The sequence below is a fragment of the Bradyrhizobium sp. 197 genome (assembly GCF_023073375.1).
Lineage (GTDB): Bacteria > Pseudomonadota > Alphaproteobacteria > Rhizobiales > Xanthobacteraceae > Bradyrhizobium.
On record NZ_JADPJJ010000102.1, the window covers coordinates 56,633 to 70,281 of the forward strand.

At 60.3% G+C, this 13,649-nt stretch carries 18 protein-coding genes; 5 read left to right on the plus strand and 13 right to left on the minus strand.

What is annotated here, in order from left to right; genetic code table 11:
- Positions 1 to 118: 118 nt before the first annotated feature.
- From nadC to nadA, 3 genes are read right to left on the minus strand one after another with little or no spacing between them, the layout of a single operon-like run.
- Positions 119 to 997, minus strand: coding sequence for a carboxylating nicotinate-nucleotide diphosphorylase (gene nadC / locus IVB27_RS24680; RefSeq protein WP_247445771.1), 879 nt, complete (start codon positions 995 to 997; stop codon positions 119 to 121).
- 11 nt (positions 998 to 1,008) lie between these two features.
- Complete coding sequence (locus IVB27_RS24685) at positions 1,009 to 2,613, minus strand: L-aspartate oxidase (RefSeq protein WP_247445772.1); 1,605 nt, start codon at positions 2,611 to 2,613, stop codon at positions 1,009 to 1,011.
- A 52-nt stretch (positions 2,614 to 2,665) separates the two neighbouring features.
- The gene (gene nadA, locus IVB27_RS24690) at positions 2,666 to 3,772 is read right to left on the minus strand and encodes a quinolinate synthase NadA (protein WP_247445773.1); all 1,107 of its coding nucleotides are present in this window, start codon (positions 3,770 to 3,772) and stop codon (positions 2,666 to 2,668) included.
- Between the two features lie 725 nt (positions 3,773 to 4,497).
- On the opposite strand from nadA, the gene IVB27_RS24695 reads away from it, so the two are divergent.
- A complete protein-coding gene (locus IVB27_RS24695; RefSeq protein ID WP_247445774.1) occupies positions 4,498 to 5,064 on the plus strand; it encodes a MarR family winged helix-turn-helix transcriptional regulator in 567 nt (188 codons plus the stop codon).
- 49 nt (positions 5,065 to 5,113) lie between these two features.
- On the opposite strand, the gene IVB27_RS24700 is transcribed toward IVB27_RS24695, so the two are convergent.
- Positions 5,114 to 5,332 carry a hypothetical protein gene (locus tag IVB27_RS24700; protein WP_247445775.1) on the minus strand — a complete coding sequence of 73 codons (219 nt, stop codon included), beginning with the start codon at positions 5,330 to 5,332 and terminating at the stop codon, positions 5,114 to 5,116.
- A gap of 110 nt (positions 5,333 to 5,442) precedes the next feature.
- Positions 5,443 to 5,610 carry a hypothetical protein gene (locus IVB27_RS24705; protein ID WP_018460477.1) on the minus strand — a complete coding sequence of 56 codons (168 nt, stop codon included), beginning with the start codon at positions 5,608 to 5,610 and terminating at the stop codon, positions 5,443 to 5,445.
- A gap of 538 nt (positions 5,611 to 6,148) precedes the next feature.
- Between IVB27_RS24705 and IVB27_RS24710 the strand changes: the two genes are divergently transcribed.
- Positions 6,149 to 6,421 carry a hypothetical protein gene (locus IVB27_RS24710; protein WP_247445776.1) on the plus strand — a complete coding sequence of 91 codons (273 nt, stop codon included), beginning with the start codon at positions 6,149 to 6,151 and terminating at the stop codon, positions 6,419 to 6,421.
- A gap of 376 nt (positions 6,422 to 6,797) precedes the next feature.
- A complete protein-coding gene (locus tag IVB27_RS24715) occupies positions 6,798 to 7,064 on the plus strand; it encodes a DUF3551 domain-containing protein (RefSeq protein ID WP_083926480.1) in 267 nt (88 codons plus the stop codon).
- A 548-nt stretch (positions 7,065 to 7,612) separates the two neighbouring features.
- Here the strand turns inward: IVB27_RS24715 and IVB27_RS24720 are convergent.
- The 6 genes from IVB27_RS24720 to IVB27_RS24745 form a co-directional block, all read right to left on the minus strand.
- Complete coding sequence (locus IVB27_RS24720) at positions 7,613 to 7,924, minus strand: hypothetical protein (RefSeq protein ID WP_247282201.1); 312 nt, start codon at positions 7,922 to 7,924, stop codon at positions 7,613 to 7,615.
- A 357-nt stretch (positions 7,925 to 8,281) separates the two neighbouring features.
- Positions 8,282 to 8,695: a GcrA family cell cycle regulator gene (locus IVB27_RS24725; protein WP_345946568.1), complete on the minus strand. Its 414-nt coding sequence runs from the start codon at positions 8,693 to 8,695 to the stop codon at positions 8,282 to 8,284.
- Positions 8,649 to 8,840, minus strand: coding sequence for a hypothetical protein (locus IVB27_RS24730; RefSeq protein WP_247282200.1), 192 nt, complete (start codon positions 8,838 to 8,840; stop codon positions 8,649 to 8,651). The genes IVB27_RS24725 and IVB27_RS24730 overlap by 47 nt, the downstream gene beginning before the upstream one ends.
- Before the next feature lie 555 nt (positions 8,841 to 9,395).
- Positions 9,396 to 9,566: a hypothetical protein gene (locus IVB27_RS24735; RefSeq protein ID WP_018457447.1), complete on the minus strand. Its 171-nt coding sequence runs from the start codon at positions 9,564 to 9,566 to the stop codon at positions 9,396 to 9,398.
- Between the two features lie 116 nt (positions 9,567 to 9,682).
- The gene (locus tag IVB27_RS24740; protein WP_247282199.1) at positions 9,683 to 9,910 is read right to left on the minus strand and encodes a hypothetical protein; all 228 of its coding nucleotides are present in this window, start codon (positions 9,908 to 9,910) and stop codon (positions 9,683 to 9,685) included.
- A 169-nt stretch (positions 9,911 to 10,079) separates the two neighbouring features.
- Positions 10,080 to 10,790: a hypothetical protein gene (locus IVB27_RS24745; RefSeq protein WP_247445777.1), complete on the minus strand. Its 711-nt coding sequence runs from the start codon at positions 10,788 to 10,790 to the stop codon at positions 10,080 to 10,082.
- Between the two features lie 808 nt (positions 10,791 to 11,598).
- Here IVB27_RS24745 and IVB27_RS24750 point away from each other — a divergent pair.
- Positions 11,599 to 11,856: a hypothetical protein gene (locus IVB27_RS24750; protein WP_247403341.1), complete on the plus strand. Its 258-nt coding sequence runs from the start codon at positions 11,599 to 11,601 to the stop codon at positions 11,854 to 11,856.
- Positions 11,857 to 12,276: 420 nt separating this feature from the next.
- Positions 12,277 to 12,543, plus strand: coding sequence for a hypothetical protein (locus tag IVB27_RS24755; RefSeq protein WP_018457443.1), 267 nt, complete (start codon positions 12,277 to 12,279; stop codon positions 12,541 to 12,543).
- Positions 12,544 to 12,612: 69 nt separating this feature from the next.
- On the opposite strand, the gene IVB27_RS24760 is transcribed toward IVB27_RS24755, so the two are convergent.
- Positions 12,613 to 13,071 (minus strand): cupin domain-containing protein, encoded by a 459-nt coding sequence (locus IVB27_RS24760; RefSeq protein ID WP_051113032.1) that lies wholly within the window; start codon positions 13,069 to 13,071, stop codon positions 12,613 to 12,615.
- 373 nt (positions 13,072 to 13,444) lie between these two features.
- Positions 13,445 to 13,630 carry a hypothetical protein gene (locus tag IVB27_RS24765; protein WP_247367787.1) on the minus strand — a complete coding sequence of 62 codons (186 nt, stop codon included), beginning with the start codon at positions 13,628 to 13,630 and terminating at the stop codon, positions 13,445 to 13,447.
- Positions 13,631 to 13,649 lie beyond the last annotated feature (19 nt).

Here is a 13,649-nt window from a genome sequence, read left to right on the forward strand (position 1 = left end):
AGGGGGTACGGGTCTTTCGACAGTCGAATACGTGGAGAGATGCCCCTCACCCCAGTCCTCTCGGCGCGAGCAAATCTCGTTGCAGCCCGGTAGGAACGGGGAGAGGGAGAAGACCTCCTCAGGCCTCAATATCCAGTGCACAGTCGAAATTCGGCGCCGAATGCGTCAGTGCGCCGGCTGAGGCGTAGTCGACGCCGGTGGCCGCGATGGCTGCGATCGAGTCCAGGGTGACACCGCCGGATGCCTCCAGTTTGAGGCGTCCCTCGTTGATCCCAACGGCTTCGCGCACCGTCGCAATGTCCATGTTGTCGAGCAGCACGGCGTCGGCAAGGCCGGTGTCGAGCACCTCGCGCAATTGCGTGAGCGTGTCGACCTCGATCTCGATCTTGACGAGATGGCCGGCATGGGCGCGGGCGCGCTCCAGCACGGGGCGGATGCCGCCGGCGACCGCGATGTGGTTGTCCTTGATCAGGATCGCGTCGTCGAGGCCGAAGCGGTGATTGAAGCCGCCGCCGCAGCGTACCGCGTATTTCTCCAAGGCGCGCAGCCCTGGCGTGGTCTTTCGCGTGCAGCAGACCCGCATCCTGGTGCCTTCGGTGCGCGCAACGTAGTCTGCGGTGAGTGTTGCAACGCCCGACAGGCGGCCGACGAAATTCAGCGCGGTCCGCTCCGCCGTGAGGATGGCGCGTGCCGGCCCCGAGATCGTCAGCACCTGCTGCCCGCGGGCGACGCGCGCGGCGTCCCGAACATGTGCGCGTATCTCGATGTCGGGCGAGAGTTTTTGCAACGTGGCGAGGGCCAGCGGCAAGCCGGCGATCACGCCGGACTGCCGTGCGACCAGGATTGCTTGCGCCTTCGTTGCTTCGGGGATCGTCGCAAGCGAGGTGATGTCGCCGGCACGGCCGAGATCCTCATCGAGCGCGCGGTGCACGGCCTCGTCGAGCGCGAGCGGGGAGAGAAAGGCGTCGGGATAGAGCAGAGAGGTCGGGGTGATCATGGCAGACTCCGTCAGGCGATCATGGGTTGCGCGGCTCGCGGTGTCGGGCGTTCGGTCAGGCCATCTGCGATCTCGCGCACTGCTGCGAGCGTCGTCATTGTGCGTTGCGCGAGTGCGGGAACGTCCGCGGAATGGTCGGAGCGGAAATGCGCGCCGCGGCTCTCGCATCGGCTCCAGGCCGACGCCGCCACGAGCAGGGCGGCCGTTGCCATGTTGCGGACCGCGATGCTTGTGGCCTCGCGTTCGAACGCGGCGAAGCTGCGAACCGCTTCCGCAAGCCCGTCACCATCGCGGATCACACCGACATGTGCGCTCATCAGCGTCCGCAGCCGCTTCACGGCCGCGGCATCTGACGCGGCGCCGCGCGGCGGCACCAGCGCATCGGGAAGCCGGGCGGGCGAGGGGATGGCGCGGCCGGCGATGTCGTCGGCGATGCGCGCGGCGTAGACCACGGCCTCCAGCAGCGAATTCGACGCAAGCCGGTTCGCGCCGTGCGCTCCGGTGGACGAGACTTCGCCGCCGGCCCAGAGCCCTTCGATCGAGCTGCGTCCGCGATGGTCGACCGCGATGCCGCCCATGTGATAGTGCGCCGCCGGTGCGATCGGGATGACCTGCGTGGCGGGATCGATGCCGGCGGCGATGCAGCTTGCATGAACGGTCGGGAATCTGTCGGCAAAACATGCGCCCAGCGCTTGCCGCGCATCGAGGAAGGCGCCGCGCCCGGCCGAGATCTCCGCGGACACGCCGCGGGCCACGATGTCGCGCGATGCAAGCTCGGCGAGCGGATGACGCGCCGCCATGAAACGTTCGCCACGGCCGTTGACCAGCGTGGCGCCTTCGCCTCGCAAGGCTTCCGTGGCAAGCGGCGCGGGATCGCGGCCGACCATGATGGCGGTCGGGTGAAATTGCACGAACTCGGGATCCGCAATCACCGCGCCCGCGCGTGCGGCGATCGCAAGACCAGATCCGCTGGCCTCGCGCGGATTGGTCGTGACGGCATAGAGATGGCCGATGCCACCGGTGGCCAGCACGACCGTCCGCGCGGCGAGCAGGACCGGCCGTGCGACGAAATTCCCGGCTTCGCGCAATTGAAGACCGCTGACGGCGCCGTCCTCGGTCAGCAGCGCTTCGGCGACGAAACCTTCGATCACTCGGATCGACGGCGTGCGCCGCACCGCGTCGCCCAGCGCCGCGATGATGGCGGCGCCCGCGCCATCGCCGCGCACATGCACGATGCGGCGCGCCGAATGTGCGGCTTCGCGCCCGACTGCGAGCCTGCCTTCGAGATCGCGGTCGAACGGCACGCCATAGGCGAGCAGGTCGTGAATCCGCGGCGCGGCCTCGCGCGCGATGCCCAGTGCGACCGCCTGGTCGACGATGCCGCCGCCGACCGCGATCGTATCCGCGGCGTGCGCGTCCGGCGTGTCGCCTTCGGCCACGGCCGCGGCGATGCCGCCTTGCGCCCATGCGGACGACGCGCCCTGTCCGAGCGGCGCGGCCGAGATCAATGTCACGGGCCCCGGCGCGAGTTTGAGCGCGCAAAAGAGTCCGGCGAGACCGCCGCCGACGATGACGACGTCGTCGGAGCGGGTGAGGGTGTGGATGGTGTTGTGCATGGCTGTCTCCATTTACTCCGCCGTCGTCCCGGCACGGCCGCTGTGTGTGTCGCTAGTTCTTCAAATTAATCATCCGCTCGACCGAGCGCCTTGCGCGTTGCGCAAGCGCGGGATCGATCGTGACCTCTTCACGAAGCATCAGCAGGCTCTCCAGAATGTTGGCGAGCGTGATGCGCTTCATGTGCGGGCAGATATTGCAGGGGCGCAGCATCTCGACGTCAGGCAGCTCGGCCCGCACATTGTCGGCCATCGAGCATTCCGTGATCATCACCAGCCGCCGCGGCCGCCGCTCGCGTACCCAGTTGATCATGTGCGCGGTCGAACCCGTGAAGTCGGCCTCCGCCAGCACGTCAGGTGGGCATTCGGGATGGGCGATGATCTGCACGGAGGGATCGGCCTCGCGGTAGCTGCGCAGCTCGGCCCCGGTGAAGCGCTCGTGCACCTCGCAGGCGCCCTTCCATGCGATGATCTTCACGTCGGTCTTCGAGGCCACGTAAGTGGCGAGATAGCGGTCGGGCAGGAAGATCACACTCGGTGCGCCGAGGCTTTCGACCACCTGAACCGCGTTCGACGAGGTACAGCAGATATCGACCTCGGCCTTCACCTCCGCGGAGGTGTTGACATAGGCAACGACAGGCACGCCGGGAAATTTTTCGCGAAGCAGGCGAACGTCGTCGCCGGTGATGCTGGCCGCGAGCGAACAGCCGGCGCGCGTATCGGGGATCAGCACCGTCTTGTCCGGATTGAGCAGCTTTGACGTCTCCGCCATGAAGTGCACGCCGCACTGGACGATGATGTCGGCCTTCACCTTGGTGGCTTCGACTGCGAGCTGAAGCGAATCGCCGCCGATGTCGGCGACGCAGTGGAAGATCTCCGGCGCCTGGTAATTGTGCGCGAGGATCACCGCGCCCCGCGCCTGCTTCAGCTCGTTGATCGCCTTGATGGTCGGCGCCATCAGCGGCCATTCGATCGGCGGGATCACATGTTTCACGCGCTCGTAAAGCGGCGCGGTGGCGCGCTCGACCTCCGGCGTCCATTGCAGCGAAGGCATTGGCAGTGCGGGCCTCGAGCCCACTGGAACGGGACGCGGCGCAGCGGTGGTCTGGCGCTGCGGTCGGTTGGCAAAGTCGTCGGGGCCGTAAAGTCCAGAGATCGGCATTGAAGCCTCCCGCAAATGTTAAATAGGCTCAATTTGAGTACAAACGTAGCCTGAGAAACCCGGCCGAGAGGCCGGGTTCGATTTCAGCAGCGCTCAAATATGCTCAATGAGTAAATTAGACCAGGACAACTAACACTACTCCAAGAGCTCCACGGTCGAATTTTTGGATCTCGACTGAACTTATAAGGGGCGACCAGGCTGCAAAGTGTGAAGTCGCATAACCCGTCGAGTAACACGCGCTCGTGGACGGCAACTGCGACAGAGACGCGACAACGCAATGCGATTGAATCCCGCGTTCAGGCCATCAATTTCGATGAATTTCACCGCCGCGCCTGTGCGAGGTTGCGCCCCAAAGCTGCTCAGTATGGAAGCCATTTCGAAGCCGTTGCCCGGGATCCGGCAACAGACCTTCGAATTGGCGCTATAGAAGCGGGCGAAACGCCGCGCCGCTGCGCGAGACTACGGATCGAGATCTTCCTTTGAACGTGCATTTCGGTGAGATTACTAGCATTCGCAACTCAGTTAGGCGCGTCCGCCAACGGCGGCCCGAGATTCTCGTCGAAAAGCCAGTAATCCGAATCACTAATAATCGTTCTTAAATCGTGGGCGCAGGTGAGCGCGTGATGCTTGCACAGGATCGCTGCAACGAGCAGAGATCCTCTGTTGAAATCTTGTCAGTGCGAACGAGCTCTGAGGATAGGACCTAACATCCGGTGGCGCCGCATTTGACCAAGCCAGCAACGCAAGTCGGGAACGACTCTGCTGACACTCAGCTGCTGGTGCGGCGATTAACGTTGGAGGTCCGATCCCTCAAAATCTGTCTGGAGGATTTTCTTCAAGTCCGGGCCAAGGCACTCGGCATCACTGGACCACAATTGACAATCTTGATGGCAGTGACAGACCTGGCGAGCGAGGGGGATGTTGCAGTCAGCACGGTGGCAAAATTGCTGAAAGTTGACCCGTCCTTCATTACAATAAATTCCAAGGCGCTGGAGAAGGCCGGATTTCTGCGGCGCAAGCCCTGTATCAGGGATGGTCGGGTCGTCCACATGTCACTGACCGACAAGGCTTGTAAGCGCCTCGCGAACGTCGCTGCACAACAGAAGGAACTCGATCAATTTGTGTTCGGTGAGCTTGGCGTTGAGGAATTGACCAAACTGTCTAGCCGATTTGCAGCGCTCAGGCGACGGCTGGACGGGGCTCGTTTAAAAGCCGCCATGGATATTGGCGCGGTGACAACCCGAGGCAGGGGACGACTTCAGTCGACGAAGGGAAGCTCGTTGGATCGCTGATGGTTGCCTTGAATGCGAGGGTACCACGCACGTCCAGGCACCGTCATCATCAAGCGCCCATCGGCTCATCGCATTGCAATTCCGCCTCGGCGTTCGACCAGCGCCGATCTATCAGGTGCTCGGGTCCAACAACTTTTTGCGACAACACGGTCACATCCGCTTCGTGAGACGTTGCAGCAGCAAGTAAGGGCGAACCTGGCTGGCTCATGTCAAAGTCAATGAGCAGATTTGCCATCCCGGCCCATACGATGGTCGATCCTGGGCTCATGCCGCTTTTCTGGAAGTCCCGTTCAAGATAGATTCGGTATGCGGCCCGAGCTCTACGCGTGGGGCGCAGAGTTCTGGACTGGCTTGACTCATCGCACGCGAACTTGGTTTCTAAGCGTCTCGGTGCGGCATATCAAAGCGCTTGCAGCTGGTGACGAACGCCTTTTTCGCCTCGGCATTCTCGAAGCAAAAATGTGCCCCCTCATCGGCGCGCTCAATCGACCAGTCGATTTTGGCAGCCCGTGCAATGCGCGATGCCTCTTCGCGCAAGACATCCAATTGCCTCCCATGGGCCCGAACAATCACACAATCTGGCATTTAGAACCCTCGCTAACCCGAATGTCCAGTTCACGATGTACGGCCGGGCTCACAGCGCCATTCATCCAGACCATGGCTCTTGCAGTCCTCGTGATATAGCTGACCTCGTCGAGGCAACACCATTACGCGCTTTGATGCAAGCCACGCCGAAACAGGTCCGGACCGATTGCACATAATTGGAAACAAGGCGGCAGTGATCTCTTCCGGACGCCTCCCCCCTTTCGAGCAAACCTGGATCGCCCCGCGTTAAGGTTTCTGAACGGCAAAACTATGAAGAGAGACGTTTTGTGTGTAGGATCGCTCGCACCGGGGCTGGACCGCATTTTTTCACGATAGGCATTTTGAACCCGGGAAGGCCGCCGGCAATATTGTCGGCGGCCTTTTTCAGCAATAACACGATTTGGGACTGGCCTACATGCGACGGCTTCGGTGCTTATAGCCGCAGCTCAGATTATTATGAATTAGCTGGCCAGCACAGCAGTGCCGCATGGGGGCGTTAATGCACGATTGGAAGAACGAACTTGACGCACTGGTCGCTGAAACGATGGCATTCACCAAATCGCTGAAGCTAGAGATCCAGCTGCCCCGGTCTCTGCCGAAGGAAGCCGTCGAGCGGGGTGACCTCAGCGCGTCAGAGTATGACGGCAGCGAACGCGAAGAGATCAAGAAGCGGGTCGAGAGCTTCAAAGCGCACCAAGAGCACTTCACGCGTGAGCGCGAGGAATATGCCAATTCCCAGCAGCGCCGGATCAGGCCGATCACGAGAGCCTAGACGAGCTTGAGCCCGCCGAAGCTTCCCTGCACGCTCAGCGGCACAAATTGAGGTGACAGTAGTGCGGCGATTTGTGCTTGATAAGCGCGCGGGTTTGCGGCTGTCCCAAATCGGCATATTGCCGTGCGCGGAGTTCTCAAGCTAGGATTGCCTATTCTCCTAGGTTTTTTCAAACGCACGAACCCCCACCGCGCTTGAAAAATGCATTCCATCCGCAAAACTCGCAGGAAAGCTGCTCCAAAACCCGAGCGCCTGACGCTTAGACTTACTTTGAAACCGATCGGTCAAACCGTCTACTAAGCGTTTTGCCATTGACCAAGATCAAAGCGTCAATTCTACACTCTCTATCCTCTCAAGACTTCACGGAGGCTAGATCATGCGCAACCTTCTTTATATTGCTGTGCTTGCACTTCCCATGCTCGTCTGCTTTGGATCACCTTCGACCGCCGCTCCGCGGGCTCGTTCGTACATCCCCCCAGCTCGGCAGGACGTTTATTGCCTGCAGGGACGTACCTGGGGATATCCTGGCAACTGCCAGTTCTCAACCTACGATCAATGCATGGCCACCGCATCCGGCACCCTCGCATATTGCGGTCTGAATCCCATCTACGCGTTCCAGCGACAGGCAGGACAATCACGCTGATCTGCGATCGCCACGAGATCGTTGTCAATTCCTGGTCGAGATTGTCCCTTTTGCGGACCTCGACAACACCGACCAATATTCTTCCCAAGGCCAAGACCTTTGTTTTCAAGTTGCCCAAGACATATCCAAAAGACTTCAGTGCGTAACCTTATCTCGATGAGAGAGGAGCGATTTCCCGACCCTTAGACCAGCGTCAAACCTGTGCGTGGCCGGGCTCCATATTTCTGCATCGACGCGTGATCGTTTACGACCCGAGACCATAATTGCGTGCGATGGACATCGAGTACGACGTGAGCGCGAGGCAGTGCCGGCGATGAAGCTCGCCGCCGAAACCGATGGTGTAGCGCGCGGCCGCAGGCGACTGGGCCCTCGCGCCCCATGTAGACGACAACAAGCTAGATGAAGTGACACTGGGAAACGTTTGAGGGTAGCAGCATTGGGCAGTGCAGGACGAGTTAAAACCTGCCTTGTTTATTACGCAGAAAATGCCCAAGAGCGGGGCCGGCCGCAGCGTGCGCGGTGCCGGTGTCGCTGCGACAGTCGCCGGATCATTGCTTCCCGCGTGCCAGCAACGTCCAGACCGGTGACGTGCCGTCCCAGCGCCGAAGCCGCCCGTAGAACCTCACTCGAACCCCGGCCTCTTTCAACCGCTCGACCACGAGATGCAGTGCGATCACGTCGCCCTCGGCCAGCTCCACGCAACCGCGCTTGCCAGACCACACCGCGCCCGGGAAGCGAAACAGGTTGTACTTCAGCCATCGGCCGCCGTGCTCGGATAGCGGTTCTAGGTCTACTTGTGCGCCGTTCCCAGGCCGCAGGCCGACATCCGGCCGACGGAGCAAATTCGCGATCCAACCCACTAAACTCGGCTCCTAAATCGAGGCAGTCTTTCGGTACAGTCGCAATAGAAGTGCACAGGCCATGTTAACGAGGCAAGCCAAATGACACGAGAGATGCTCCGCCGTACTCGGGAGCAGATCGCGGCGGCGAAGGCACTGCTTCAGCACAAGGTCCGAATATCTGGCACCCTGAGCTTCCAGAACAATAGAAACCTGGCGTTGAGCGGAATGGCGAAACAAGAAGCCCACTAGCTGCCGATCTGTGCAGCTGCAACAAGGCTATGGTCTTTATGGACGCAGTTCGTCGGACGGACTTGCGTGCGTCGGCTCGTGTACGATAGCTGAAGCGAGGAGCGCAACGACGTTGGTGGTGAGCTCCTAGTCAGTGTTTCTGACGGCCTCAGCCAGCATGGAGTAGAGCTGCTGCTTGCTGAATTCCTTGGGCTGTTGCCTCTCCGCTGTGTTCCGCGACACCTTCCGTGCGACTGGACGAGCGCAGGCTGCCGACGACGTCGGCCTCAGCTTCGGGGACGGCCTTATCTTGGGCGTTGCTGTGGGCGGCTTGTGGCCGCGCTTCAGGCCCAGACGGGTCAGCATGCCGCAGACCGCGTTACGACTGCACCCGAGACGACGCGCTATCTGCGCCGCGCTCTGTCCTGCGGACCAGAGCCTATTGAGGAGCGCTATGTCATTTGCATGCCAGCCCATGACAAATATTATACCCCTGGCTGCCGAACACGCTAGTCTAGTCGTCGTCCGGCTCGCGCACGACCGGCGGTTCGTCAGCGTCATCTTCCTCTTCGTCGTCTTCCTCTTCGTCGTCTTCGTCCTCCTCGTCTTCATCGGGATCTCTTGGCGGCATTGCGGTGCCCATAAGCACAAGCGGTGTCCAGTAGATCGCGGTGGTGGAAAATGCTTCGAAGGTATGTTGCTTCATGTGGCTGCTACTCCTCGAAAACACGCGTAGTCGCATATTCATGGCGGACGGCACGCGCGTCTGCGAGGGTGAAACCAACAGAAGTTATTACCCGTTTATCCAAGTGCTACGTGATGCTTGTTGTATGACAGGCGTTCCTCGAGCCCAGCCGCCTTCAGGGCGGTTGGAATCTTGTCCAGGACGGCCAATGAAGCAAAGTCGCGCTTCTTCTCCCAATACTTCCGTATCCCTTCGTTCAGCCTCCTCCGAAGTATTTACTTCAGGCGTCTATTCGGTAACATCCAACACAGTGACGCCATGAAGAACCACGTTGCTTTCGTCCAGCTTGAAAGCTCCGAGCTGCACTGCGATCATCGGCACTGAACGATTGAGGACCCCTAGCAGTTGAAAAACGGCTCGTGATTCACTCTGCGACAATTACGGCTCTGTGTTCTGACCCGGGACGACGCTGCCGCTCAACACCCCAATATTCGATGGTGCGGAAAATGTGACTCTCGTCCAACGCTCCCAGCATTACCTCTTCTTCGTAGAAGGTGTCCGCTTCCTCCGAGTACATCAGGAAGTCGCTCTTGCCGCCATGCGGCTGACGGCGCTCTCGCGCGAGACTTCAAGCTCGCCCAGACCAAGTATGCTGGTATCGTTCAATATCTGAGTCTGGAGCCACTTCTCGACCAACCCAGCTGCGCGAAGTTCAACCGCTTCAATGTTTTTCAGCGCGAAACCCATTCCTGAGCTGCACCCCGGTTCCGAAAACGCGGGGTGTTTAAGGGCATGCTCGGCGACTTTGGCCCTGCGACATGTCGGCAGCCTGCCAGGCCGGCATGACTCACAATATTCGAATGTCAACTCGGCGGCGAGACCGGCCGTCTATTCAGGATCGCGCGCTCATTGTCGTTCGTGGTTGCACCACGGAACACAGCAACAAATCGATCGCCTTGCCAAAGCTCAACGTCGTGCTCGGCATGCATTTGCTCGGCTCGACGCCGCGCCGCCTGCTCGTCAATGCAGTCGAGCTTCGCCACGCAGATCACTTGCCGGCTGCTGTCCACCACGAATGCTTTGTACCGCATTCCGCAATCCGATCCCAACGGGACCGTCATCGTAATCGAATGTCCGTCTAAGGCGGCGGGCAAACTAAGTGTGGGCGGGCGGAACCTTTGTACGTGTGGCAATTCGGCTATACTTGAAATTCATCGATCGCGCAGCGGCGCGCGTACGTGCCTAGGCTATTGCGCTACCTCACTGGCGTAATCTCACTGCGTCCCGAAGCGTGCGGTTCGAGCTTAGGATTGAGAAGCCACCAAGCATCATCAGCAGCACACCTGACCAAGTTGCCGTCCAGCTGCGTGCCTCGTCGTGCGCCTCTGCAAGGTGCGCGCCCATTGGCATAGCTGGAGGTGAGCCGGCGGGCGCGAGGAGCTGCTCAACGTCAATTTGGCCGGGCACGGAGTGCTCAGGCGTAGGCGGCCGGCTGTGAAGATCGGTGGGTACCGCTGAGGTCATGGTGGTGCCCATATCGAGCACGGAAGCGGCATCAGCCACCTTGATTTCGGCTGCAGGCGGCTGGGAGGGCTCGGCCGGTGCGGAGCGCAGCAACTCCGCGCGCGCATTAACCACCGCGCTCTTCCTGGGCCGCGCACTCCCGTTCTCGTCCAAACTGGCGGTGCGATCTTCGGCACCGCGATGACGAACTGTCTTCTTCACCTTCGCCATACCCTCGGTCAGGAACCAGCATTTACGGTGACCGTCGAACCGATAGACCCAATGCGCCCCGTCCGCGGTCGTGTTGCCGGGTCGCGGCAAGCATTGCGCTTGCGCCAAAGAGGTTGCTGCGGGCTCGCGCGGAGCGCCATTGAACAAGTCGGCAAATGGGTCGGAGACCGCAGGTGTCGCCGCAAGACCTCCAACAAGAACCAAACCGGCGAAGCAAACTCGCAAATAACCGGACATCGAAAACTCCCGGTGTTGCGCCCCACACCGGGACCACCCCTTCGCGGCCACTTAGGCTGCCATGCGGCCCAACTCTGGCGGCGCCATGGATTCATTGTGGGTCTGAAACGAGATTCGGGTCCGAATTGAAAACCAGTGCTGCAGCCGAGTTCGCCAACCGTTGGGGAGGTTTTGCTCCCGCCCGAGGGAGCGGCACAAGCCGGGAACTCGGATCGGCCGCGAATGCGGAAGCTGTTCCGTCGCCCATCATTAAACCGGCCTCAGTGTTTGCGTGCTGGGGCCATCGCATTTCCATGTGCGACTTGGCTACCATTCTGGATCGTCAAAGCCGCCATAGTCTCGAACGACGTACTCCCGGGTGAAGCGCTCGACCGGACGCCAGCGCTCGTGAATGACTACGGTTGCTGTCGGCGGCCTGCAATAATCAGGATTGATGACGATGGTCGGGGACGGGGAGTAGGGATTAGCGGGAATGAACGCGCAGCAAAAGCCCCCTGACATGCGATGGCGGCCGAGGCACTCGCAGCGGAGAGGGCCAGCAGACCGGCAGCGGTGCTTGTTGCATAAGAAGCCGTCCTCCACCTTCTTCTTACGCACCGTAAACGGCCGCGCTGGTCGCTTGTTTCAAAAGGTAAAATTGAAACATGAACCGCAGGACCGCCGCCCACGGGCAGCCGAGGGGCCTGCGTTTGCGGTGTCGCAACCGGTTCTGGGGGGAACCTGATCCTACGAAAGGCCTGAGCGTAACGAGCATCGCAAGCTGATCGCCAGTGCGGTATCGGTGTTGCGAGCTCCGACGGAGGCGCACATGAAGCGCAGCTGGTGGATGTTGATCGCCGTCGCTGGGGCGGCGTTTGTGTTCTTCTCCATGCTGGCCATTCGGGAGCAGCGCGCCGGCTTCGATACGTTTGCCAAGCAAGGGCATCCGCAGGCCTCGATCTATATGATGATCCCGCCCACCGGGAGATCTGCGAGCGTAGTCCTACATGCGCAACGAGCGCTAACGTCGGGCTTGCTTCCTGCCGCGATCATAGGCCCCCGTCACAAATCTTTCCGCAAGCCTTGAAGATCGGGTGGCCGGACTTTTCTCCGCCGACTTCGCGCGGTACTCGACCTCGGCCAGCAGCTTCGGCCCGACCCGGAGGCCCTTTGAGCGATCCGCTTAGCGACGAAACGCGTGCCCCGTGAGCCTGCTTCCGTTTGGCATCCGTCCATGCGTTGCTAAAGTGGGCGTCGGCGGCCATCATCGCGATGCTGCCCCGCCCATCCAGAACTTCAGATCCGATGCCACTCAGCCACTCCGAGAGACGGCGCAACCAATGCTCGGAAGAGACCCGCGGTTTGATAAACCTCAATCGTTCCGCCCAATCCAAGGCCTCACCCGCAACGGGAACTTGCGTGAACAATGAGCAGCTTGACACCCCTTGTTCTGGAACAAACTGTCGCACGCAGACATTCTCCAACTCACGAAGTGAAGGAGAATAGGATGCGCAAGTACTTGTTTGCTGCGGCGATCGTGAGTGCAATCGCGACACCCGCAATCGCGGATGAAGTCGGTGTCGGCGTTCAGGCCGGTCCGGTCGGCGGAGGCGTCACAGTCGGAGAGTCTCACGAGCACCGCCCCGTTGATCGGGACCGCACAACGGTCGTCAGGGAGCCTGAGCACACGGAAAGTGACAGGACGACGGTCATTAAGAAAGAGAATGAGGACGGCAGCCGAGAGAAAACCGTCATTCATCACGACAACGACTAACAAATGTGCCCGGACCACCGTCCGGGCTTTTCTTTTGCCTTGCGACACAGAGACGATTCGTTTGCTTCGCTACTTCTTACTCGGATCGTCTGCGGGATTGACGTAAGTTATCCCGAGTGGCCCTTGGCCATGAATTTGAACAACGGAAGGACTACTTGTCCAACCATAGTGGTTCATTTTGGCAGGCGCTTCGGCGTACCCGCCCGCTGTTAGCTCGATCGCTTTCTTCTCATCGAGTTTGTCGCCCATTCCGATGTGAAAGTTGCCCGATATGACGGTAGCGCCTTCATCTGTTGGATGATTATGGGCGGGAATTTTATAACCGCTTGGCATTCTTAGGCGGAGAACGAACAGCCCTTCTTTGGACGGGTCGCCCGAGAGTACCGCGATGTCGGCCCCCTTCGGCAAGGTGGGTGGTGCTGCCTCCCATTTAAGCTCACCAGAGTTAATCGGCATTTTCATATCATCGGCAATGGCTGTGTTCACACCTGCCAGGACGAAAGCCGAAGCGAGCAAGCGACTGAGCATGATCTCCTCCATTTGGTGAGCGAGCATCGTGTGCCAGCGGTGAAGCAAGTCAACTGAAAGTTAGCCTGCCGCTGCCGCATTCTAACGATTGGAGGCCTTAGCAGATTTATGATCCCACCAAGAGTGACAGCTCCGCTGACCTTGGCTTGCCAACGCTCGGACGAAACATCGAAGAACTCGGCCCGTTGCATTTTCTCGCTCGAAGCTTACTCAGCTACTGCTCCAACCCACGAGCCCATGTTTCAGCTTAACGCTGCGTGGGTTAACCACACCAAGCGAGCAGCCTCATTTTGGACCAACTGATCATGACCGTCGGCCGCTCTGCACCGGGAGCCGCCACGTGATTAGAATCGTCGTGCTTGGAGTGGCTTGCCTAGTTGGACTGGGCGCTATTGCTGCAGCCACGAAGAAATCCGGGCCGCCGCCCGCGGCCGATGTGGTCGTGCCAATAGTAGCCGGTAACAAGGCTGATCGCCTGCCATTCACAATCAAACTGGATATGCCAGCTGCCGGTGAGCGCGCGGATGTTGCGTACGTCCAGCCTGGCGAAGAAGAGCAAGCTGATTTACCGCCATCCG